Here is a 23366-nt window from a genome sequence, read left to right as displayed (position 1 = left end):
AGCGACTCCGCGGATCAGGGCCCCCGGTGCGCGAGGATGGGACCATGCCGAACCGACTGGCCCATGAGACGTCCCCCTACTTGCTCCAGCACGCCGACAACCCGGTCGACTGGTGGCCGTGGTCGGCCGAGGCGTTCGCCGCCGCCCGTGAGCGCGGTGTGCCGGTGCTGCTCTCCGTCGGCTATTCGAGCTGCCACTGGTGTCATGTGATGGCACACGAGTCCTTCGAGGACGAGTCGACGGCCGCGCTCATGAACGAGCACTTCGTGAACGTCAAGGTCGACCGCGAGGAGCGCCCCGACGTCGACGCCGTCTACATGGAGGCCGTCCAGGCGGCGACCGGGCAGGGCGGGTGGCCGATGACGGTGTTCCTCACCGCCGACGCCGAACCCTTCTACTTCGGCACCTACTTCCCGCCCGAGCCGCGCCACGGCATGCCGTCCTTCCCGCAGGTGCTCGACGGGGTGCGGCGGGCCTGGACGGACCGCCGCGACGAGGTCGGCGAGGTCGCCGGGAAGATCGTCAAGGACCTGGCGGAGCGCCGGCTCGCGTTCGGCCACGGGCAGCTCCCCGGCGAGGACGAACTCGCCCAGGCGCTGCTCGGCCTGACCAGGGACTACGACGCGAACCACGGCGGCTTCGGCGGCGCGCCCAAGTTCCCGCCGTCCATGGTCGTGGAGTTCCTGCTCCGCCACCATGCCCGCACCGGCGCCGAGGGCGCCCTTGAGATGGCCGCCGACACCTGCGAGCGGATGGCGCGCGGCGGCATCTACGACCAGCTCGGCGGCGGCTTCGCCCGCTACTCCGTCGACCGGGAGTGGGTCGTACCGCACTTCGAGAAGATGCTGTACGACAACGCGCTGCTCTGTCGCGCGTACGCCCATCTGTGGCGCGCCACGGGCTCGGACCTGGCCCGCCGGGTCGCCCTGGAGACGGCGGAGTTCATGGTCCGCGAACTGCGCACCGACGAGGGCGGCTTCGCGTCCGCCCTGGACGCCGACAGCGCCGACGCGGCGGGCAGGCCCGTGGAGGGCGCCTACTACGTGTGGACGCCCGCGCAGCTGCGCGAGGTCCTCGGCGAGGCGGACGGCGACCTGGCGGCCGCGTACTTCGGCGTGACCGAGGAGGGTACCTTCGAGGAGGGTGCTTCCGTCCTCCAGCTGCCGCAGGGCGACGGGGGAGCGGTCGCCGACGCCCAGCGGATCGCCGGGATCCGCGAGCGGCTGCTCGCCGCCCGCGCCGAGCGGCCCGCGCCCGGGCGCGACGACAAGGTGGTCGCCGCCTGGAACGGCCTCGCGATCGCCGCGCTCGCCGAGACCGGCGCGCTCTTCGACCGCCCCGACCTGGTCGCCGCGGCCGTCGGCGCCGCGGACCTGCTGGTGCGCCTCCACCTCGACGACCGGGCCCGGCTCGCCCGCACCTCCAAGGACGGGCAGGCGGGCGCCAACGCCGGGGTCCTGGAGGACTACGCCGACGTGGCCGAGGGTTTCCTCGCGCTCGCCTCCGTGACCGGCGAGGGCGTGTGGCTCGACTTCGCCGGGTTCCTCCTCGACCATGTCCTCGCCCAGTTCGTGGACGCGGAGTCCGGGGCGCTGTACGACACGGCGGCCGACGGGGAGCGCCTGATCCGGCGCCCGCAGGACCCGACGGACAACGCGGCGCCCTCCGGGTGGACCGCGGCGGCGGGCGCGCTCCTCGCGTACGCCGCGCACACCGGGGCGCGCCCGCACCGCGACGCCGCGGAGCGCGCCCTCGGCGTCGTCAAGGCGCTCGGTCCGCGGGTGCCGCGCTTCATCGGGCACGGCCTCGCGGTGGCGGAGGCCGCGCTCGACGGCCCCCGGGAGGTGGCCGTCGTCGGCGAGGTCGGCGGTGCGATGCACCGCGTGGCGCTGCTCGGCACGGCCCCCGGCGCCGTCGTGGCCGCGGGGCCGTCCGGCGGGGAGCTTCCCCTCCTCGCGGACCGCGTCGCGGTGGACGGCAGGGAGACCGCCTACGTCTGCCGCGACTTCGTCTGCGACCTCCCGACCACGGACCCCCAGACCCTGGCGAGGACCCTGGGCACCCTGTCCTGACCTGTTCCTTCTCCCACCCGACCCGTTCCTTCTCCCACCCGGCCACCCGTTTCCAGCCGTCCGACAGGTGATCGTCGCCCACCGGGGTGCTCCACCGTCGGCGGCTGCGGAGCGGGCTCATGGGAGCCCGTCCGGCGATTGAGGACGAGGCCGCAGGCCGATGCGTGTTCAGCCAGGCGTACCTGAAGCGAGTCGGGGGGCGGGAGGCGCGGGCGCGGCAGCCGAGGCGGGCGGCGCAGGCGAGGCAGTCGAGGCGGGCGGGAACTCGGCGAGGGCGTCCCGCACGATCTGCTCGAGCCGATCGTGGTGGGCGCCCCGCCAGTACACGCGGGTACAGGACCCGCACTCCGCGAACACGTCGTACGACCCCCGCGTCCCCCCGTGCAACCGCTCCGCGACGTCCTCCTTGCGGGCGGCCCGCAGCGCGCCGTTGCACGCGGTGCAGCGCGTCCACGGCGACAGGGCGGGCGCGAACCGGCCGAGCACGTCCCGCAGCTGGTCGTCGGGCCGGTCGCTGTAGACGTACGCGCCCGCCCACAGCTCGCGCCGCCGCAACAGCCCTCGGTCCCGGCTGAGCAGCACCCGGCGTTCGGCGGCGGAGCGGGCGGCGAGCGCGGGATCGCCGATGTCCGTGCTCTCGTACGCGGCATCCACGCCGAGCAGCCGCAACCGCCGCGCGAGCGTGCCGAGATGGACGTCGAGGAGGAAGCGCAGCGGCTCCTGCGGGGTCTCCCCGGGCCGTACCCGCTGCGGCCGTGGCACGGCCCGCACCTCGACCCGCTGCCCGGCGGCGGGCACGTGCGCGGCCGGGACCTCGGCCCCGTCCACGACGAGCGCCCCGACCTCCGTGAGCGGCACGCCGAGGGACTCCACGACGTGCCCGAGCGTCGACGCGCCGTCGGTGACCGCCGTGGTGGGGCCGTCGCGCCGCTCGTGCGGGACGAAGAGCGCGAGGCCGGGGTCGAAGTCGACAAGGATTTCCGGACCGTTCATCCGGCCAGGATGGCACGCGCCCGCCGCTCCTGACCGGCGCTTCGCCCCGTCGGCACCCCGCTCGGGCCCGGAACCGGGCCGTCGGCATGTCCAGGACGCCGAGGGCGCACCGGCGACGGGGGCCGGGCGTACGCGCGGAAGTGACGGCCGCGGCCCCCTTCGGGCCCCGGGTGGTCCAGGCCTTCGCGAGGGCGTCAGGCGTGTTGGTAGGCGACCAGGGAGATGCCCACGTAGTGCACCGCGAACGCGGCGAGCGTGAAGGAGTGGAAGACCTCGTGGAAGCCGAACCAGCGGGGGGAGGGGTCCGGGCGCTTGAAGCCGTAGACCACGCCGCCCGCGCTGTACAGCAGGCCGCCCACGACGACCAGGACGAGGACCGCGATCCCGCCCGTGCGCAGGAAGTCGGGCAGGAAGAAGACGGCCGCCCAGCCCATCGCCAGATAGCAGGGTGTGTACAGCCAGCGCGGCGCGCCCACCCAGAAGACGCGGAAGACGATGCCCGCGGCGGCCGCCGCCCAGATGCCCCACATCAGCCACTGGCCCTTGGCGTCGGGCAGGAGCAGCAGGGTCAGCGGTGTGTACGTCCCCGCGATGATCAGGAAGATGTTGGCGTGGTCGAGTCTGCGCAGTACGCCGTCCGCGCGCGGACTCCACTCGCCTCGGTGGTAGAGCGCGCTGACGCCGAACAGCAGACAGGCCGTCAGGACATAGATCCCGCAGGCGATGCGGCCGCGGGTGGAGTCGGCGAGGGCCGTCAGGAACACGCCCGAGATCAGCACCGCCGGGAACATCCCGGCGTGCAGCCAGCCGCGCAGCTTCGGCTTCACCGGGAGCACGGGGGCGGGGGCGGCCGTACTCGGTTCTCTTACGGGGGAATTCACGATCGCGTCGGGGACGGGTGCGGTCATGGCCTCCATCGTACCTACGGGACCGTAAGTCAGGTATCAAGCCTGACCTGCCGAAAGCCCATAAGTGGCGAGCGTCACGGAGAGGGGTGCGGGTGTGCCAGACGGGGGGTGTGGGGACGGGTGCGGCGAGTGGCGATGCTCACGCCGCTCAGGTGTGAGGCACTCTGGACAGATGGGCGAACGCGTCGGATGATCAAATGAGTGCGGTCGGCACCGGATGAGCGCCCATGAGTTCGAAGCAGTGAAGCGTCCGGGCCGCAGCCCCCACGGGGCCCCAACCACAAATCCCTCGTACTAGGAGCAATCGTGGCGCGCGACATCGCGGCTCCCTCTTCAGCGGACATCCCGGACTCCCTGGGCGCCGCCCCCACCGACCACCAGGAGCTGCTCTCCTGGGTGAACGAGATCGCCGAACTGACGCAGCCGGACCGGGTGGTCTGGTGCGACGGCTCCGAGGCCGAGTACGAGCGCCTGTGCGAGGAGCTCGTCGTCAAGGGCACCTTCAAGAAGCTGGACCCGATCAAGCGGCCCAACTCCTACTACGCGGCCTCCGACCCGACCGACGTCGCCCGGGTGGAGGACCGCACCTTCATCTGCTCCGAGGAGGAGGCGGACGCCGGGCCCACCAACCACTGGAAGGCCCCCGCGGAGATGCGGGAGATCTTCACCGGCGAGGGCGGCCGGGGCGGGATCTTCCGTGGCTCCATGCGCGGCCGGACGATGTACGTCGTGCCGTTCTGCATGGGCCCGCTCGGCTCACCGCTGTCCGCGATCGGCGTCGAGATCACCGACTCCGCGTACGTCGCCGTGTCCATGCGCACCATGACCCGCATGGGCCGTCCCGTCCTCGACGAACTCGGCTCCGACGGCTTCTTCGTGAAGGCCGTGCACACCCTGGGCGCCCCGCTGGAGCCCGGCCGAGCGGACGTCCCCTGGCCGTGCAACTCCACGAAGTACATCTCCCACTTCCCCGAGACCCGCGAGATCTGGTCGTACGGCTCCGGCTACGGCGGCAACGCCCTGCTCGGCAAGAAGTGCTACGCCCTGCGCATCGCGTCCGTGATGGCCCGCGACGAGGGCTGGCTCGCCGAGCACATGCTGATCCTCAAGCTCACCCCGCCCACCGGCGAGTCCAAGTACGTCGCCGCCGCCTTCCCGTCCGCCTGCGGCAAGACGAACCTCGCCATGCTGGAGCCCACGATCTCCGGCTGGACCGTGGAGACCATCGGCGACGACATCGCCTGGATGCGGTTCGGCGAGGACGGCCGCCTCTACGCGATCAACCCCGAGGCGGGCTTCTTCGGCGTCGCGCCCGGCACCGGTGAGCACACCAACGCCAACGCGATGAAGACGCTGTGGGGCAACGCGGTCTTCACCAACGTCGCCCTCACCGACGACCACGACGTCTGGTGGGAGGGGATGACGGAGGAGGAGCCCAAGCACCTCACGGACTGGAAGGGCAACGACTGGTCCCCGGACGCCGGCACCCCGGCCGCGCACCCGAACGCCCGCTTCACCGTGCCCGCCTCGCAGTGCCCGATCATCGCGCCCGAGTGGGAGGACCCCAGGGGCGTGCCGATCTCCGCGATCCTCTTCGGTGGCCGCCGCGCCTCCGCCGTGCCGCTGGTCACCGAGTCCTTCGACTGGAACCACGGCGTCTTCCTCGGCGCGAACGTCGCCTCCGAGAAGACCGCCGCGGCCGAGGGCAAGGTCGGTGAGCTGCGCCGCGACCCGTTCGCCATGCTGCCCTTCTGCGGCTACAACATGGGCGACTACATGGCCCACTGGGTGGACGTCGCCAAGGGCAAGGACCAGGCGAAGCTGCCGAAGATCTACTACGTGAACTGGTTCCGCAAGGACGCGGACGGGAAGTTCGTGTGGCCCGGGTTCGGTGAGAACAGCCGGGTCCTGAAGTGGATCGTGGAGCGGCTCGACGGGCGTGCCGAGGGGGTCGAGACTCCCATCGGTGTGCTGCCGACGCCCGCGTCGATCGACACCGCCGGGCTTGCGCTGCCCGCCGCGGAGCTCGAGTTCCTGCTCACCGTCGACAAGGAGGTCTGGCGGGAGGAGGCTGCGCTTGTGCCCGCGCACCTCGAGACCTTCGGGGAGCACACCCCGAAGGAGCTGTGGGACGAGTACCGGGCCCTGGTCGCCCGCCTGGGCTGAGTCTTTTCCCCCACCCACCCGCCCTTCCGTCGCGCTGCGCGCTCGTCCTCAATCGCCGGACGGGCTGGTTCCAGCCCGTCCGGCGATTGAGGACGAGGCCCGGAGGGCCGACAGCGGGGGGAACGGGGGCGCAGCCCCCATAGGAAGGCGAGGGACTACGCGGCGGCCGCCCAAGGCGTGGCCGCCGCGTGGGCCTCCATGCGGCGGGCCGCAAGAATCGCCGCCCCCGTATCGGCACGCGACGCCGCAACGACGAGCGCCCGCCCGGCCAGGGCATGCGCACGCTGATGCAGCGCGGACAGATGCGGCTCGTGGATGGCGGTGGCGACCGAGGCCCGCACCGGCGGCAGCCCCCCACGCAGCCGCGCCACCTGGGCCGAGAGCTGCTCGGCGGCGGCGTCGAGCCCGGCGTCGGGGGCAAGGGCACGCAACTCGTCGGTCACGGCGAGCAACGCGGCGAGATGCCCGGCGAGCTGGATGTCCAGCTCCTCCTCGCGGGAGCGGTGCGGGAAGTCGCCCGGGTCGGCCATGGCATGGACCGACTTGGTACGGATCGGCTCGTACATGAGATGGCCTCCAAGCTGGTTGCTTGAAAGCCATCCTACATTAGATTGTGTCTAAAGTTGAGTCATGACTGAGCTGGGTGCGACCCGCGCTCAGGGCTGGCTGTAGCCGTCCAGGAAGGTGCCGATCCGGGTGACCGCCTCCGTGAGGTCCTGCGCGGTGGGCAGCGTCACGATCCGGAAGTGGTCGGGCTCGGGCCAGTTGAACCCGGTGCCGTGCACCACCATGATCTTCTCGGCGCGGAGCAGGTCGAGGACCATCTGACGGTCGTCCTTGACCTTGAAGACCTTCGGGTCCAGGCGCGGGAAGAGGTAGAGCGACCCCTTGGGCTTGACGCAGGTCACCCCGGGGATCTGCGTGAGCAGGTCGTACGCGGCGTCGCGCTGCGCGAGCAGCCGCCCGCCGGGCAGGACGAGGTCGTTGATGGTCTGCCGCCCGCTGAGCGCGGCCACGACACCGTGCTGCCCCGGCATGTTCGCGCACAGGCGCATGTTCGCCAGGATCGTCAGGCCCTCGATGTACGAGGCCGCGTGGGCCTTCGGTCCGGAGACCGCCATCCAGCCGACGCGGTACCCCGCCACGCGGTACGCCTTCGACATGCCGTTGAAGGTGAGGGTGAGCAGATCGGGGGCGACGGCGGCGGTCGGCGTGTGCGTGGCGCCGTCGTACAGGATCTTGTCGTAGATCTCGTCCGAGCAGACCAGGAGGTTGTGGCGGCGGGCGATGTCGGTCAGACCCCGGATCACCGCCTCGTCGTACACCGCGCCCGTGGGGTTGTTCGGGTTGATGATCACGATCGCCTTGGTGCGGTCGGTGACCTTGCGCTCGACGTCGGCGAGGTCGGGCATCCAGTCCGCCTGCTCGTCGCAGCGGTAGTGCACCGCGGTGCCGCCGGACAGGGAGACGGCGGCGGTCCACAGCGGGTAGTCCGGCGCCGGGACCAGGACCTCGTCGCCGTCGTCGAGCAGGCCCTGCATGGCCATCACGATCAGCTCGGAGACGCCGTTGCCGATGAAGACGTGCTCGACGTCGGTCTCGATGCCGAGGGTCTGGTTGTGCATCACGACGGCGCGGCGCGCCGCGAGCAGGCCCTTCGCGTCGCCGTACCCGTGCGCGTCGCCGACGTTGCGGAGGATGTCCTCCAGGATCTCCGGCGGGCACTCGAAGCCGAAGGCCGCGGGGTTGCCGGTGTTGAGCTTGAGGATGCGGTGACCTGCTGCTTCGAGCCGCATCGCCTCCTCGAGCACCGGGCCCCGGATCTCGTAACAGACGTTGGCGAGCTTGGTCGACTGGATCACCTGCATGCCGCGAGGGTATCTGGCGGGGGCGCCATCGGCGGGGAGAGCTGGGTCACGCCGTGCCCCGGCCGGGGGCGGCGGGGCCCGGCCGGGGCGCGGGGAACCGCGCGCGCAACCACTACAGAGCCGCGGACGCGTCTGCCGTGTCGGCGAGGAGGCGCGACTGCGGCCCGTCGCGCGCTGAGCGCGCAGTTCCCCGCGCCCCTTCGGGCGCAGTTCCCCGCGCCCCTTCGGGCGCCGCCCCGTGCAGGTGCTTGGCCGTACGCGGTCTTGTAGTGAAGCCCCGGGGCCCGAACAATGCGCATGACAAAACCGAAGAGACCCTTCGACCGAAGAGACCCTTCGGTCACAGAATCATCCTCAGAGGGGACCCCCACATGAACAAGCCTCTCGTCGGTGCCGTGTTCGGCGTGCTGATCCTCGGCGCGACCGTGGCACCCGCGGCGGCCGTCGGCGACGACGCACCGGCGGCCGTCAAGGCGCCGGCCGCCAAGGCCGTGAGCTTCGCCGGGACCGTGGCGCTCAGCAACTGCTCCGGCTCCGTCGTCCGCGTACCGTCCTCGCAGCCCACCGACCCCGCGCTCGTGATGTCCAACGGACACTGTCTGGAGACCGGCTTCCCGGCCCCGGGACAGGTCATCGTGGACCGCGCGTCCACCCGCAGCTTCACGCTCCTGAACGCGAGCGGCGGCAACGCGGGCACCGTACGCGCCAGCAAGATCGCGTACGGCACGATGACCGACAACGACGTCTCCCTCTACCAGCTCACCAGCACCTACAAGGACATAGAGAGCCGGTACGGCATCAAGGCGCTGGAGCTGGACTCCGCGCGTCCGGCGCAGGGCAAGGCCATCACGGTCGTGTCCGGCTACTGGAAGCGGATGTACAAGTGCAACGTCGACGGCTTCGCGTACCGGCTGAAGGAGGGGCGCTGGACCTGGAAGGACTCGGTCCGCTACACCTCCGCCTGCCAGACGATCGGCGGCACCTCGGGATCGCCGGTGGTCGACGACGCGACCGGCAAGGTCGTCGCCCTCAACAACACCGGCAACGAGAGCGGCGGGCGCTGCACCGACAACAACCCGTGCGAGGTCGACGAGAACGGCAAGGTGACGGTCCGCCAGGGCATCAACTACGGCCAGCAGACCTACACCATCGTCCCCTGCGTCGGCGCCGGCAGCAAGATCGACCTGAACCGCCCCGGCTGCACGCTCCCCAAGCCCTGACCCGGCCCGAGCCCCGCGACGCCTTGCGTGCCTAGGCGGTCCGGCGCACGGAACGTCCCGCGAGGACGTCCGTGCGCCGGCCGTCCTCGATCACCGGGTGGCCGTCGATGAAGACGTGCGGGATGCCCACGGGCAGCGTGCGCGGCGCGTCGAACGTCGACCCCGCCGCGACCGTGTCAGGGTCGAAGAGCACCAGGTCGGCGCGGTACCCCTCGCGGACGAGACCCCGGTCGGGCAGGCGGAGCCGGGCGGCGGGACGCGAGGTCAGGTGCGCGACGCACTCCTCCAGGGACAGCACCCCCAGTTCCCGTACGTACTTGCCGAGGTACTGCGGGAAGGTGCCGTACGCCCGCGGGTGCGGCTTGAAGCCCTGGAGGATGCCGTCGCTGCCGCCGGTGTGCACGCGGTGGCGCATGATCGCCCGCACGTTCTCCTCGTGCCCGACGTGCTGGAGGATGGTCGAGCCGAGCCCGTCGGCGATGAGCAGCCGCCGGGCCGTGACCCACGGCTCCTCGCCGCGCATGTCCGCCGACTGCTTGATCGTCTTGCCCACGCAGGAGGCGAGCCCCGGGTCGGAGACGCCGGAGATCTCGATGGTGTCCCACTCGATGGGCACGCCGTGGCAGCCGTCCGCGCCGATGACCTCCATGTGGTGGCGGATCCGCGCCGCCGTGTCGTCGTCCTTGAGGCGGGCGAGGATCGCGTCGGGGCCGCCCTCGCTCGCCCAGCTCGGCAGCATCGCCACGAGCGTCGTACAGCCGGGTGTGTACGGGTAGGTGTCGAGGGTGATGTCGGCACCGGCCGCGAGCGCGTCGTCGAGGAGCGCGAGAAGACTGGGTGCCTTGCCCTTGTTCACACCGAAGTTCATGGTGGCGTGGGCCAGGTGCAGCGGGCAGTCCGCGGAGCGGGTCAGCTCCACCATCTCCTCGTACGCCTCCAGGGCGCCCGCACCGTAACTGCGGTGGTGGGGGCAGTAGTAGCCGCCGTGCGCCGCCACCACCCGGCACAGCTCCGTCAGCTCGGCGTCCTTCGCGTACATGCCCGGCGTGTACGTCAGGCCCGACGACATGCCGACCGCGCCCTCCCGCATGCCCTGCGCGACCAGCTCCTTCATCCGCTCCAGCTCGGCGGCGGTGGCCTCGCGGTCGTCCCAGCCCATGGCGTACATCCGGACCGTGCCCTGCGGGATCAGGTACGCCGCGTTCACCGCGATGCCCCGGCCGCCGTGCGCCCGGTCCAGGCGGTCCAGGTACTCGCCGACCGTGCGCCAGTCGAAGTCGATGTCGCTGCCGTCGCCGTTCCAGCCCGTGATCGCCTGCCGGACCTGGGTGAGGGTGGCGTCGTCGACCGGCGCGTAGGACAGGCCGTCCTGGCCGATGACCTCCAGGGTGACGCCCTGGGCCGCCTTCGCGCTGTGGTCCGGGTCGCGCAGGAGGGCCAGGTCGCTGTGGGCGTGCATGTCGATGAAGCCGGGGGCCAGGGCGAGGCCGTCCGCCTCGACGGTGCGGGTGCCCGTGGGGCGGGGGCCCTCGCCCTCCCGGCGGATCTCGCCCACTCGGCCGTCCGTTATCGACACGTCGGCTCTGTACGAGGGTTCGCCGCTGCCGTCGATGACGCGGGCGCCGCGGATGACCATGTCCATGGGGTGCCTCTCTGGGGGTGCGGGTTGGTTCCCTGCCGGGGGCTCCCCAACCCCGCCCCTTCCCGAAACCGGGGCTCCGCCCCGGACCCCGTCATCGGCCTGCGGCCTCGTCCTCAAACGCCGGACGGGCTCAGATCGTCACCGGTGCGGCGAGGGTAATTCAGCCCGTCCGGCGTTTGAGGACGAGGCGCGGAGCGCCGATAAAGCGGGGGTCCAGGGGGCGCAGCCCCCTGGTTCGGGAAGGGGCGGGACTGGGGAAGATCGCTGCGGTCAGAAGTAGGTACGGACGTAGTCCGTGACCGTCCCGTCCGCCGCGACCAGCGGAATGAGCTGCCACTTGTCGAACGACGTACAGGGGTGGGAGAGCCCGAGCCCCACCCAGTCCCCGACCTGGAGGTCGACACCGGGCCCGGTCCTGAGCCACCCGTGCTGGTCGGAGAGGGCGTGCAGGGTGACCCCGGTGGCGGGCACCTCCGTCCCGTCGCCCCGCCGGATCACCTGCACCTCCGGCAGGTCCAGGTCGTACGCCGCGTCCCGCTTGCCCGCGTTGATGAAGGCCTGCTCCGGCGAGGGCCGCGAGACGACCTGGGCCCACAGCCGGAAGGCGGGGTGCAGGGCGCCCTCGTCGGGGACGCGGTTGAAGGGGGTGAGATGCCGGTAGTGGCCGTCGTCGTGGGAGACGTACGCACCGGAGCGCAGCAGCTTCAGGACCGGCAGGGAGAGGTCGGGGATCTCGGCGAAGACGTCGGCGACGGCGTCGAACCAGGCGGAGCCACCGGCACTGATCACGATCTCGGCGGGCGGGTCCACCGGGGTCGCCTGGCCCACCGGGGTCGCCGAGTCTGCCGGGGTCGCCTGGTCCACCGGGGTCGCCGAGTCTGCCGGGGTCGCCTGGCCCACCGGGGCCGCCGCACCCGCCCCGAAACGGCCCGCGGCGTCGAACTCCGCCGCCAGCGCCACGAGCCGCCGCAGCCAGGTGCGCACCCGCTCGGGAGTGGGCTCGGGCACCTCGCCCTCGTACCCGGCCACGCCCACCAGCCGCAGCGTGCCGCTCGCGGCGACCGCGTCGGCGACGGTCGCGCAGTCGGCCTCGGTGCGGGCACCGGTCCGCGCCCCCGCGCCCGCCGCCAGTTCCACGACGACGTCCACGCGGCGGCGCGCCCCCGCCGCGCGCAGGGCGGCGTCCATCAGCTGCACGCCCCGTACGGAGTCGACGTAGCAGACGAAGCGGAAGTCGGCGTCCGAGTCGAGCTCGGCGGCGAGCCAGCGCAGGGCCGCCGCGTCCACCAGCTCGTTGGCGAGGAAGATCCGCCGGATGCCGAACGCCCGGGCCACCCGCACCTGGTGGGGGACCGCGAGGGTGATGCCCCAGGCGCCGTGCTCCAGCTGGCGCCAGAACAGCTGGGGCGCCATCGAGGTCTTGCCGTGCGGCGCGAAGGTGAGGGCGTGCCGGGCCGCGTACTGCTCCATGAGCGCGAGGTTGTGCTCCAGGCGCTCGGCGGAGAGCGCGAGGACGGGGGTCGTGAAACCGCCGGTGAAGAGGTTGCGGCGCTGGGCGGCCAGCTCGCCCACGCTCAGGCCGTCGGTGTCCGGCGGCAGGGCCTTGAAGCGGGCGTCGATCCGCTCCTCGGCGAGCCGCGCGACGGCTTCCGGCGCCGCCTGCCCGGCCGGCCGGCCCTCGGACCGGCTGTCGGACGGGTCGGCGGCCGGGCCGTCGGGCTGCTCGGCGGACAGGGTGGCGGGCTGCTCGGCGGACTTTTCGGCGGCCATGGACGTCTCCTCGTGCCTCTTCCACGCATGCGTTGCAAGATATGCAACGTTCATTGCGTATGTCGCTTACTGCTGTCTAACATCCGAGCCAACGCCGGGTCAACGGACCCGGGAAGCGAATGAGGGGCTGACACCGACGTGACCCGAGCAGGCGGCGGAGACACGAACTCCCTGGACACCGACGTGGTGGCCCTGGGCGAGTCGATGGTGACCTTCCTGCCGTCGCGCCCCGGCAGGATCGCCGACGTGCCGTCCTTCGAGCGCGGCATCGGCGGCGCCGAGTCCAACGTCGTCTGCGCGCTCGCCGCCGCCGGCCACCGCACCCGCTGGGTCAGCCGCGTCGGAGCCGACGGCTTCGGCGACCACCTGGTCGAGGCGATCGGGCGGTACGGCGTGGACACCTCAGCCGTCGGCCGCGACCCGCACCGCCCCACCGGCATCTACTTCCGCACCGCCGACGACCGCGACACCGACGCCCACGAGGTCGTCTACTACCGCGCGGGCTCCGCCGCCTCCGCGATGTCCCCGGACACCGTGGACCACGAGGCCCTGTGGTCCGGGCGGGTGCTGCACCTCTCCGGCATCACGCCCGCGCTCTCCGCCGACTGCCTCGCCCTCGTACGCACCCTGTGCGACCGGGGTGCCGGGCGCCGCTCCCTGGTCTCCTTCGACGTCAACCACCGTCCCGGCCTCTGGCGGGAGCAGGGCGGCGCCGACGTGCTGCTCGACCTCGCCCGCGGCGCCGACATCGTGTTCGTCGGCGAGGACGAGGCCGCGGCCGCCTGGGGCGTCACCGGCGGCACCGCGGCGATCCGCGAGGCGCTGCCCGGGCCCGACGTGCTCGTCGTCAAGCAGGGCGCGCACGGCGCCACGGCCCTCGCCACCGACCCCGCGACCGGCCGCGACACCACTACCTTCGTCCCCGCCCTGCACGTCGACGTCGTCGCACCCGTCGGAGCGGGCGACGCCTTCGCCGCCGGGTTCCTCTCCGCGACCCTGCGCGGCCTGTCCGCCGAACACCGGTTGCGGCACGGCCACCTGATGGCCGCCGCCGCCCTCACCGTGCCCGGCGACCTCGCCGCACCCGCGTCCCGCGGCCACGCCGACGCGCTCGCCGCCCTTGACCCCGCCGGCTGGGAGACCCTGCGTCTCGGGCCCGGCTGGACGGCGGCGGATCCCACCCGGGCCACCACCGTGGCCGACGAGGAGGTACGAACGTCATGAGCCAGACAGTCGACCGCGCCCTGTCGATCCTGCCCCTGCTCGCCGAGGGCCCCGCCGACCTCGGCCAGGTCGCCGAGCGCCTGGGCGTCCACAAGTCCACGGCCCTGCGCCTCCTTCGCACCCTGCACGAACACGGCCTGGTCTTCCGCCAGTCCGATCAGCGCTACCGCCTCGGCGCCCGCCTCTTCGCGCTCGCCCAGGAAGCGGTGGAGAACCTCGACGTACGCGAGATCGCGCACCCCCACCTGCTCGCCCTCAACGAGAAGTGCGGGCACACGGTCCACCTCGCCGTGTACGAGGAGCAGGAAGTGCTCTACATCGACAAGGTGGAGAGCCGCTACCCGGTCCGCATGTACTCGCGCATCGGCAAGCCCGTCGCCATCACCGTCGCCGCCGTCGCCAAGCTGCTGCTCTCCGACTTCCCCGAGGCCGAGCGCCGCGCCTTCGCGGAGAAGCTCGACTATCCCGCGTACACGTCCCGCTCGACGCCCAACGCCGCGGCCTTCCTGCGGGAACTGGCGCAGGTGCGCGAGCAGGGCTGGGCCACCGACCTCGGCGGCCACGAGGAGTCCATCAACTGCGTCGGCGCCCCCATCCGCGGCGCGGACGGCCGGGTCGTCGCCGCCATGTCGGTGTCCGCGCCGAACGTCGTCGTCACGGCCGAGGAACTCCTCAAGCTCCTTCCGCTGGTACGGCGTACGGCGGAGGCCATCAGCAGGGAGTACTCGGGCGCCGTACCGGACGCCAGACACGCCCTGTGAACACCCCTACGAAGAAGGCAACATCATGAGCGAGAAGACCGCCATCACCCCGGCGACGCACACCGCCCCGCCCGCCAAGTTCTCCCACGGCGTCAGGAAGGGCAACATCCTCCAGGTCGCCGGCCAGGTCGGCTTCCTGCCCGCCGAGGAGGGCAAGGCCCCCACCCCCGCCGGGCCCACCCTGCGCGAGCAGACCCTCCAGACCTTCGCCAACGTCAAGGCGATCCTCGAAGAGGGCGGCGCCACCTGGGACGACGTGATGATGATGCGCGTCTACCTCACGGACGTGGACCACTTCGCGGAGATGAACGAGATCTACAACCAGTACTTCGAGGAGCAGGGCCTCAAGGCCCCCGCGTCCGCCCGCACCACGGTGTACGTCGGCCTGCCCAAGGGCCTGCTCATCGAGATCGACGCGCTGGCCGTACTCGGCTGACCGCCGCGGTCCGTCCCGCGGGGGCGGCAAGGCCGCCATCCGGCCTCCCCGCCCCCGCCCGGGGTAGCACACCACCGACCCCACCGACCCCCCGGGAACCCCCACTCACTCCCGCGCGCTCTCCCACCCCCACGCAAGCCGTACGTCATCGCGACGCGCCGCCCCGACGCCCCCCGGGGCGCCGTGCCGCGATCCCCCCTGCCCCAGAAAGCTCCATGCACTTACGAGGTCAACGATGTCCCCGTCCACCCTCTCCGCGACGCTCGCGGCCACCGCCCCAGCCGAAGCGCCACCGCACACCGGCGGCCTGATGGCTCTCATCGACGGCACGGCGGGTCTTTTGACCGTCGCCGCCCTCGGCATCCTGCTGCTGCTCTTCCTGATCATCAAAGTGCGGCTACAGCCGTTCGTCGCGCTCCTCGCGGTCTCCATAGCCGTCGGCCTCGCGGCCGGCCTCTCGGTCACCGAACTCTTCGGCACGGTCCAGAAGTCGGACGCCGTCTCGCTCATCGAGTCCGGCATGGGCGGCATCCTCGGCCATGTCGCGATCATCATCGGCCTCGGCACCATGCTCGGCGCGATCCTGGAGGTCTCCGGCGGCGCCGAAGTCCTCGCGTCGAGGCTCCTCGGTCTCTTCGGCGAGAAGCGCGCCCCGCTGGCCATGGGCCTGACCGGCCTGATCTTCGGCATCCCGGTCTTCTTCGACGTGGGCATCTTCGTCCTCGCGCCCATCGTGTACGCCGCCGCCAAGCGCAGCGGCAAGTCGATCCTGCTCTACTGCCTGCCGCTGCTCGCGGGCCTGTCGATGACCCACGCGTTCCTGCCCCCGCACCCGGGCCCGGTGGCCGCGGCGGGACTGCTCAAGGTCGACCTCGGCTGGGTCATCCTCATGGGCATCGTCTGCGGCATCCCCGCGGTCCTCGCGGCCTGGGTGTTCTCGGCCTGGATCGGCAAGCGCATCTTCGTCCCCGTACCGCAGGACATGCTGGAGGCCTCGGAGGAGGCCAGGGCGGCGGTCGTCGCCGAGCAGCGGGCCGCGGGCCGTGAGCCGCAGGAGCAGCCGGTCGCGCTCTCCACGGTCTTCCTGATCATCGGTACCCCCCTGGTCCTGATCCTCCTGGCGACGTTCTCGTCCATCGCCTTCGACCCGTCGACGGGCCGCAGCGTCATCGAGTTCTTCGGCAACCCCTTCGTCGCCCTGACGATCGCCCTGCTGATGGCGTACTACCTCCTCGGGATCCGCCGCGGCTGGTCCCGCAAGTCCCTGGAGACGGTGTCGACGGCGTCCCTGAAGCCGGTCGGCAACATCCTCCTCGTGGTCGGCGCGGGCGGCATCTTCGGCGCCGTCCTCAAGGGCAGCGGCGTCGCCCAGGCCCTCTCGGACACCTTCCACGACGTCGGCCTGCCGGTGATCGTCCTCGCCTACCTCATCTCCGTGGTCCTGCGCGTGGCCCAGGGCTCGGCGACGGTCGCCATCGTCACGACCGCGGGCATCGTGGCCCCCCTCCTCGCCGAGGGCGACTACTCCAACGCCTTCACGGCCCTGGTCATCATGGCCATCTCCGCGGGCTCCATCTTCGCCTCGCACGTCAACGACGGCGGCTTCTGGATGGTCGCCAAGTACTTCGGCATCTCCGAACGCGACACCCTCAAGACCTGGACGGTCCTGGAGACGGTGCTCTCCGTGGCCGGGTTCGCGGTGGCGGCGGTGGTGAGCCTGTTCGTGTGACTCGTCCGTACGACGTGGGGGCATCCGGCGACCTGCCGGGTGCCCCCCACGTCGTACGGCCTGGCGTGATTGCGTCACGACCCTGTGTGACGTACGTGGCTATAGTGGCCCGGCGGATCGGTCGTGAGCGGGGGAGGCCGCGATGTCGTGGGACGAGTGGGAGCAGTTGAAGGCCGAGGCCGCGCAGCGGCGGGCGGACGGCGTGCGACTCGACGGCGTGCCCGGGCCGAACGCGGCGGCGGACCTCGTCGTCCACGACGACGAGCTCGGCGCGCTCGGCGGCATCGCGTACCGGCTCCGTGAGCGCCTCCGCAAGGACTCCTACCACGCGCGGGAGAGCACCTTCGGTGCCGCCGTCGAGCTGTCCGGGGACGGGCTCGCCATGGGCGCCGCCCTCACCGCCCTGCACGACGCGTGGAACACCAAGTCGAGGACCCTGGTGGACGCGTGCGGGCACATCTCCAACCACCTCGACTTCACGCGCGCGCAGCACAAGAAGGACGACGACGACGTCGCCACGTCCGTCTCCGTGTCCGTCATCGACAAGTACATGAAGTGACGGAGCCGGGAGCGGTCACGGGGGCGAGGGCGAGGGCATGCTGACGGTTCAGGATCTCCTCGGGCTGCGGCTGGGCAAACTGGCGTCCGCCGTCGACGACTGGGAAGTGATGGTGCGGCGCCTCGGCCGGCTGGCCACCGGCGGTGGCGGCGGCGACAGCGCGGCCCTGCTCGAACGCAAGGCGGAGCTGGCCGACTGGAAGGGCGTCAACGCCACCGTGGGCAAGGCGTTCGTGGTCAGGACGGCAGCCGAGTTCGACGACGCCGTCACGTCGGCGCAGAGCGTCCTCGCTGTCCTCCAGGGAGCGCTCAAGGCGTTCACCCGGCACAAGGACGAGATGCAGCGGGTGGCGGACAGCGCCGCGCGGCGCAACATCCGGATCACCCCCGCGGGCGGGGCGGAGGCTCGTTCTCCGCAGGACGCCGCCAAGGACGGTGCCCCCACGCAGATGGACCTGGTCGCGACCACGCGGGACGCGACGCGAGTCCTCAGGGAAGCGGACGAGACGGACCGGGTCGCGGAACGGGCCCTGCGGGAACTGGCGCGCGGCAGGCACGACTTCTCCGACGTACGCGTGAACAGCCTCGACCACGCGAAGGACCTCCAGGGCCGGGCGGACGCGGACCGTTGGGCCAAGGAGGTGGCCAAGGGCGGCGTCGACGGATGGAGCGACAAGAAGCTCAAGAGCTTCAACGACACTCTCGGCCGCTACCAGGACACCCCCGCCTTCGGGGAGCGCCTCGCCACCCGGTTGGGCGCCGAGGGCACGCTCCGCTTCTGGCGCGACCTCGCCGCCCCCGCCGGGACGATGGGTGTCGTGGGGCCCGACCGCGCCGGCATCCTCGGTGCCGTCCAGGACAGTCTGAGCCTGACACTCGCCGGGGCCACCCGCGTCGACAGCCCGGAGATGGACGCGTGGAAGAAGGACATGATCGAGGCCGGCGGGAAACGGCTGCCCGTCGCCCCGGGGCCGGGCGGAGCCACGCCACCGTTCGGCTTCGAGGTCATGACGAGTCTCATGCAGAAGGGCAAGTTCGAGACCAAGTTCCTACAGGACTACGGCGGCAAACTCCTCGAGCACGAGAGGGGGCTCCCGCCGTTCACGTCCTGGGGTACCGAAAACCTCAACTACCCCCCGGACAGGCCCTCCAGCGACCCGGTCTCCGGATTCCTGGAGTCCCTCGGCCACAACCCGGAAGCCTCCCTGGAGTTCCTCCACACCGGCTCGGGCGCCGAGAGCAACTGGGACTACCTCGTCGGCCACGAGGACGGTTCCCGCAACCTCAGGTTCTCCGCGCTGGACGTCGTAGGCCTCACCGACACCGGCCGCGACCAGTACGAGACCAGCCTCGGCCACGCCCTGGAATCGGCGGCCACCCGCACTCCGTACGACACCGACGCACCACCGAGGCCCCACTCGGATGCCAGCGCGTCCTTCGTCAACCGCCTGGTGGACCACTACGGCAGCAACCCGGAAATCCTGGACGATTCGAAGCTGCGGGGCAGTCTGGGGAACATCACGGCGGAGTACATGCGGGACTTCCAGGACGGCATGAACGGGGAGCGGGAGATCAGGACGTACGGCAGCAACGCGAACCTCGGCAGCCTCCCCCCGTACCACGTGCGCGATTTCCTGGGAGCGGTGGGCACGGACCCCGGAGCCTACGGAGCCGTCCTCAACGCCCAGCAGTCCACCACGACCCAGCTCGTTCACGAGACGTTCCAGAACCCCGACGGTCTCTCCCGGGAAAAGGTCGACACGGATGTGAACAACAAGGTCGCCCCGGGCGCCGAGATCGCCGGAATCATGGCCGAAGCACGCACACGGGCCGTGTACGACGACCGCATCGCGGCTGACCAGGAATTCAACAGCGGCATCGATACGGCGGGCAAGTGGGCGGAACGCACCCTCAGATTAGGGGTGAGTGATGTGCCATACGTCAACGAAGCCGTCGGCTGGATCGCTGAGGATGCGCGGGAGAGCGTCGTCGACAAGTACAGCAGGGATTCCAGCGGGGATGCGGCGCAGGACAGGCGGGTATTCCTGGGTGGGCAGCGTGAAAGTTCTGCTGATGCTACATACGATGCCGTTTACAGCGCAGCGAGGCAGCATGGGCAGAGCCCGTCCGATGCGGCGGTCGTAGCGGATAGCGCGCGCCGAAGCACGGTATTGCAGTATGAGATTTCGGGCCGGAGAGAAGTCGGGAAGGTTGATGGCTGGGTCCCAGGCGCCTAGGCGCAAGACGAAGCTCTGGGGGGCTGCCGCCGTGGTCTTGGTGGCCTCCATTGGTGTGGCTGTATGGCTGTTTAGGCCCACCGACGCGCCTGCTGTCTCCATACCGGAACGAGTGTGCGCCGAAAAGCTACCGGGAAAGCCAGTGGCTGATCTCCTGCCGGAAAAGGGAGAGCGATACCAAGAGCACAGTAACCGCCTGGAAGAATTTGGCTTACCATACACCGGGCCGCCCCCCACGTGTACTTTTGCCGCTGGCGACCGACAAGTGACCGTGGATTACGACAAGTTCCTGGACACGGAGAGGTACAAGACTCGTCACGAGGCAGAGGAACAAGTCGAGCGCATCGCAGATATCCCAGGCAGTACTCCGCTGCGTCTCGGTAAAGCTCGGGGTTACACCTCGAAGCGTGCCGCCGTGCTGCTCCTGAACTGCACCATGCAGGGTTATCCAGGGACTATCTCGGCGAGGGTCCGCGACACGAGTAGTTCCCCGGCAACCAGTTCAGACCCCCAAGCCTTCGCCGAACTCACCGCAGAAACCCTCCGCCTGGCCGCCCGCAACGTATACAAATGCACCGGCAGCGGCACCTCGGCCCTCCCGGGCGGCCCCCCGAGCCTCGGCCGGCCGCGAGCCGAGTGACGTACGGGCACGGCGAGGCCCCGAGAGGGGACCCTCGCCGTGCCCGTGCGGCAGCCTGGCTACCGTCGACCGCCGGAGCAGTACTGCTGCTCCTTGCCGATGGACCGGTACATGCAGTCGGAGTTCTCCAGAAGCTGGAGCACAGCGTCCCGGTTCCGGGACGTCTCGCGTTCGATGACCTCGTCGGGCGGGTAGAACCCGCCGCCACCGGAGCGCGGGTACATCTCGAAGGTGTAGCCGAAGATCTTCTGGTTGCCCCAGAGCCAGTCGTCGATGGTGCCGTCCGTGATGTAGAGGTCGCTGGACTGCTCGGGCGTATAGCCGTTGCTCGCGGCCATCTTGCGGCCGACGGTGGCGAAGGCGTCGTGGTCGTCCTGGGTGAGACCGGGCGCCGTGTCGTTGTACGTGTAGCCGTACGGCCAGAGCACCAGCTCGCTGTACGTGTGGAAGTCGATGCCCGTCTTGATCTGCTGCTTGCCGCCGACGACCCGGCTGCGCACGAAGTCGGCGACGACCTTCACCTCGGGCGCGGACTCGGGGGCGCGGCCGCGGTAGGTCTCGGAGCCCGGCGTGCCCGAGGAGCCGCCGCAGCAGCCCCACTTGAAGTCCCAGTTGCGGTTCATGTCGGTGCCGGTGGCGCCGCCGGTGTTGGGCTGCCGGTTCAGGCGCCAGCTGCGGTAGGAGCCGGTCGCGATGTCGTACTCGCCGCCGTCGGGGTTGAGGTCCGGCACGATCCAGATCTCGCGCTCGTTGAGCATCTTGGTGATGCGCGCGTCGCCGCCGTAGCCCGCGCCGAACTCCCGCAGGAGGTACAGCGCCATCTCCACCGTCAGGTGCTCACGGGCGTGCTGGTGGTGGGTGAAGAGGACCTCGGGCTCGTTCTCGTCCGTGGCCACGTTGTCGCTGATCTTGATGGCGACGATGTCCCGGCCCTGGTAGGACTTGCCGATCACGCGCTTGCTCATGATGTTCGGGTACTGCTGGAGCCGCTGGTTGATCTCCGCGTTCATCTCCGCGTAGTTGTGGTAGCGGGAGTCGGCGGGCGGGAAGTCCCGGACCTCGACGCGCTTGCCGTCGGTGCGTGCGGGCGGCGCGGGCAGGACCTTGAGCTTGTAGCCGAGGGCGCGCAGCTTCCTGGCCTGGGCGGCGTCCGCGGTGACGACGACCGCGTGGTCGTGGGCCTCGTCGATGGACACGCCGGTGGCGGCGACGGCCGTGCGTTCGGCGGGCGTGGAGGGGCCGGGTATGGAGTACTGACGGACGTTCTCGTCGGCCGCGGTGGCCGCCGCGGCCTTCTTGGCCGACGGCGAGGACGAATCGGAGGCATTGGCGCTCAGGGGCGCCGCCACCGCGAGGGCGAGCACGGCGGCGATGGCCGCTGATCTCCTTCCGCGGATGCGAAGTCGCATGAATGCTCCTGTGGGGGTGGGGGGTGGTTCAGTGCGACGCGTATGAGCCGTATGACGCTCATGGCCCATATGAGATGCGGTGCGGTGCGGTGCGGTGCGGGGTGCGGCGTGCGGGGTGCGCTGTGCGGGTGGTGCGGGCACGGACGCGGCCCGGTCGCACGGGCCGCCGCCGGTCGGGCGGGGCCGTGCTGGCCCATGGTCGCGGCCTGGCATGCTCCGGTCAATGGCCCCTTTGAGCCGTCTGAGCCTCCCCCGCGGGCCAGTTCGCGTACGGCGGTACGACCTCTTGTGCGCCAGGAGGCTTTACGCTTTCTTGATCGCATGGCCGAAACCAAGGGTGGATCCACCGAATCCGGGGACGTCGCCTCAGCGCCCCGCAAGTCCAGTTGGAAGTACATCGGTCCCGGCATCGTCGTCGCCGCGACCGGTGTCGGCGCCGGTGACCTCGTCGCCACGCTGATCGCAGGCAGCAACTTCGGCTACACCCTGCTGTGGGCCGCGGTCCTCGGCTGCGTCGTCAAGATCTCCCTCGCGGAGGCCGCGGGCCGCTGGCACCTGTCGACGGGACGCACGCTCTTCGACGGCTGGGCGAGCCTGGGCCGCTGGACGACGTGGTTCTTCGTCGTCTACGTCGTGGTGTGGGGCTTCGTCTACGGCGCCGCGGCGATGTCGTCGTCGGGGCTGCCACTACAGGCGCTGTTCCCGGACGTCATGGACCTCAAGTGGTGGGCGATCCTCAGCGGGCTCGTCGGCCTGGTCTTCGTCTGGTTCAACAAGTACGACGTCTTCGAGAAGGTCATGACGGTCCTGGTCGGCGTCATGTTCGTGGTGACGGTGTACCTGGCGATCCGCGTCACCCCGAACCTCGGCGACGCCTTCGCGGGCCTGCTCCCCGTGGTCCCGGACGAGAAGGACTCGATCCTCAACACCCTCGGCCTGATCGGCGGCGTCGGCGGCACCATCACGCTGGCGGCGTACGGCTACTGGGTCAACGCCAAGGGCTGGACGAACACCGGCTGGATGAAGGTGATGCGGCTCGACAACCGCGTCGCGTACATCACCACGGGCATCTTCGTCATCGCGATGCTCTTCGTCGGCGCCGAGATGCTGCACTCCACGAACGTCGCCATCGCGAGCGGCGACAAGGGCCTGGTCCAGCTCTCCGACATCCTGGAGAAGGAGTACGGGAACGCCACCGCGAAGCTGTTCCTGGTGGGCTTCTTCGCCACGTCCTTCACCTCGCTGATCGGTGTGTGGCACGGCGTGAGCCTGATGTTCGCGGACTTCGTCGAGCGCTACCGCAAGACGCGGGTGGGCGCCGACAGCACGGCCCTGACCGGCCAGGAGGTGGCCTCCGGGGCCCGTGAGAAGTCGGTGCCGTTCCGCGCGTACCTGCTGTGGCTCACGTTCCCGCCGATGATCCTGCTGTTCGAGGGCCAGCCGTTCCGCCTGATCATCATCTACGGGGTCCTGGGCGCGGCCTTCATGCCGTTCCTCGCCCTGACCCTGATCTGGCTGCTCAACTCGGAGCGCACTCCGCGCGAGTGGCGCAACGGCTGGCTCAGCAACGGCATGCTGCTGATCGCGGGCCTGCTCTTCCTGATCCTGACCGTCAAGCAGATCACGGACCAGGACTGGGGCAGCTTCTTCTAGGCCCCACCGCCGCACTGCCCCACCGCGCCGCGGCGCCGCCGGGGGAGCGGCGGCGCCGCGGCGCTGCGGAGCGGGGGGGC

At 71.0% G+C, this 23366-nt stretch carries 17 protein-coding genes; 10 read left to right on the top strand and 7 right to left on the bottom strand.

The features are described from left to right. Positions 1-44 precede the first annotated feature (44 nt). Complete coding sequence (locus ACH4DX_RS12220) at positions 45-2072, top strand: thioredoxin domain-containing protein (protein ID WP_398154999.1); 2028 nt, start codon at positions 45-47, stop codon at positions 2070-2072. A gap of 168 nt (positions 2073-2240) precedes the next feature. On the opposite strand, the gene ACH4DX_RS12215 is transcribed toward ACH4DX_RS12220, so the two are convergent. Both ACH4DX_RS12215 and ACH4DX_RS12210 read right to left on the bottom strand, forming a co-directional pair. Continuing rightward, positions 2241-3065 (bottom strand): Mut7-C RNAse domain-containing protein, encoded by an 825-nt coding sequence (locus ACH4DX_RS12215; RefSeq protein ID WP_398154998.1) that lies wholly within the window; start codon positions 3063-3065, stop codon positions 2241-2243. Between the two features lie 194 nt (positions 3066-3259). Then, complete coding sequence (locus ACH4DX_RS12210; RefSeq protein WP_398154997.1) at positions 3260-3973, bottom strand: hemolysin III family protein; 714 nt, start codon at positions 3971-3973, stop codon at positions 3260-3262. 306 nt (positions 3974-4279) lie between these two features. Between ACH4DX_RS12210 and ACH4DX_RS12205 the strand changes: the two genes are divergently transcribed. After that, a complete protein-coding gene (locus tag ACH4DX_RS12205; RefSeq protein WP_398120123.1) occupies positions 4280-6139 on the top strand; it encodes a phosphoenolpyruvate carboxykinase (GTP) in 1860 nt (619 codons plus the stop codon). A 155-nt stretch (positions 6140-6294) separates the two neighbouring features. Here ACH4DX_RS12205 and ACH4DX_RS12200 read toward each other — a convergent pair whose 3' ends face one another. Beyond that, positions 6295-6705: a hypothetical protein gene (locus ACH4DX_RS12200; RefSeq protein WP_398154996.1), complete on the bottom strand. Its 411-nt coding sequence runs from the start codon at positions 6703-6705 to the stop codon at positions 6295-6297. Between the two features lie 90 nt (positions 6706-6795). Continuing rightward, complete coding sequence (locus ACH4DX_RS12195) at positions 6796-8007, bottom strand: pyridoxal phosphate-dependent aminotransferase (protein WP_398120126.1); 1212 nt, start codon at positions 8005-8007, stop codon at positions 6796-6798. A 371-nt stretch (positions 8008-8378) separates the two neighbouring features. Here ACH4DX_RS12195 and ACH4DX_RS12190 point away from each other — a divergent pair, with 371 nt between their 5' ends. Next, positions 8379-9227 (top strand): serine protease, encoded by an 849-nt coding sequence (locus ACH4DX_RS12190; RefSeq protein ID WP_398120128.1) that lies wholly within the window; start codon positions 8379-8381, stop codon positions 9225-9227. 31 nt (positions 9228-9258) lie between these two features. On the opposite strand, the gene ACH4DX_RS12185 is transcribed toward ACH4DX_RS12190, so the two are convergent. Beyond that, positions 9259-10869: an amidohydrolase family protein gene (locus tag ACH4DX_RS12185; RefSeq protein ID WP_398120130.1), complete on the bottom strand. Its 1611-nt coding sequence runs from the start codon at positions 10867-10869 to the stop codon at positions 9259-9261. A gap of 270 nt (positions 10870-11139) precedes the next feature. Next, positions 11140-12639: an alanine racemase gene (locus ACH4DX_RS12180; protein WP_398154995.1), complete on the bottom strand. Its 1500-nt coding sequence runs from the start codon at positions 12637-12639 to the stop codon at positions 11140-11142. A gap of 138 nt (positions 12640-12777) precedes the next feature. On the opposite strand from ACH4DX_RS12180, the gene ACH4DX_RS12175 reads away from it, so the two are divergent. From ACH4DX_RS12175 to ACH4DX_RS12150, 6 genes are all read left to right on the top strand, one after another. Then, positions 12778-13863: a sugar kinase gene (locus ACH4DX_RS12175; protein ID WP_398120134.1), complete on the top strand. Its 1086-nt coding sequence runs from the start codon at positions 12778-12780 to the stop codon at positions 13861-13863. Next, entirely contained in the window at positions 13860-14624 is a 765-nt protein-coding gene (locus ACH4DX_RS12170) for an IclR family transcriptional regulator (RefSeq protein WP_030572368.1), read from the top strand. Before ACH4DX_RS12175 ends, ACH4DX_RS12170 begins: the two co-directional genes overlap by 4 nt. A 25-nt stretch (positions 14625-14649) precedes the next feature. Next, positions 14650-15060, top strand: a complete 411-nt coding sequence (locus tag ACH4DX_RS12165) for a RidA family protein (protein WP_398120137.1) — start codon at positions 14650-14652, stop codon at positions 15058-15060. Between the two features lie 235 nt (positions 15061-15295). Then, positions 15296-16789: a GntP family permease gene (locus tag ACH4DX_RS12160; protein ID WP_398120139.1), complete on the top strand. Its 1494-nt coding sequence runs from the start codon at positions 15296-15298 to the stop codon at positions 16787-16789. Positions 16790-16931: 142 nt separating this feature from the next. Further along, positions 16932-17348 carry a hypothetical protein gene (locus ACH4DX_RS12155; protein WP_398154994.1) on the top strand — a complete coding sequence of 139 codons (417 nt, stop codon included), beginning with the start codon at positions 16932-16934 and terminating at the stop codon, positions 17346-17348. A gap of 37 nt (positions 17349-17385) precedes the next feature. Further along, entirely contained in the window at positions 17386-19584 is a 2199-nt protein-coding gene (locus ACH4DX_RS12150) for a DUF6571 family protein (protein WP_398154993.1), read from the top strand. A gap of 699 nt (positions 19585-20283) precedes the next feature. On the opposite strand, the gene ACH4DX_RS12145 is transcribed toward ACH4DX_RS12150, so the two are convergent. Beyond that, a complete protein-coding gene (locus ACH4DX_RS12145; RefSeq protein ID WP_398154992.1) occupies positions 20284-21633 on the bottom strand; it encodes a M14 family metallopeptidase in 1350 nt (449 codons plus the stop codon). A gap of 321 nt (positions 21634-21954) precedes the next feature. Here ACH4DX_RS12145 and ACH4DX_RS12140 point away from each other — a divergent pair, with 321 nt between their 5' ends. Further along, a complete protein-coding gene (locus tag ACH4DX_RS12140; protein WP_398120147.1) occupies positions 21955-23286 on the top strand; it encodes an Nramp family divalent metal transporter in 1332 nt (443 codons plus the stop codon). Positions 23287-23366: the final 80 nt, after the last annotated feature.

Origin of the sequence: Streptomyces sp. NPDC017940 (genome assembly GCF_044328435.1) — a bacterium.
Lineage (GTDB): Bacteria > Actinomycetota > Actinomycetes > Streptomycetales > Streptomycetaceae > Streptomyces.
The sequence above is the reverse complement of the archived record's forward strand: the minus strand, read 5'-3'. Positions and strand labels throughout refer to the sequence as shown.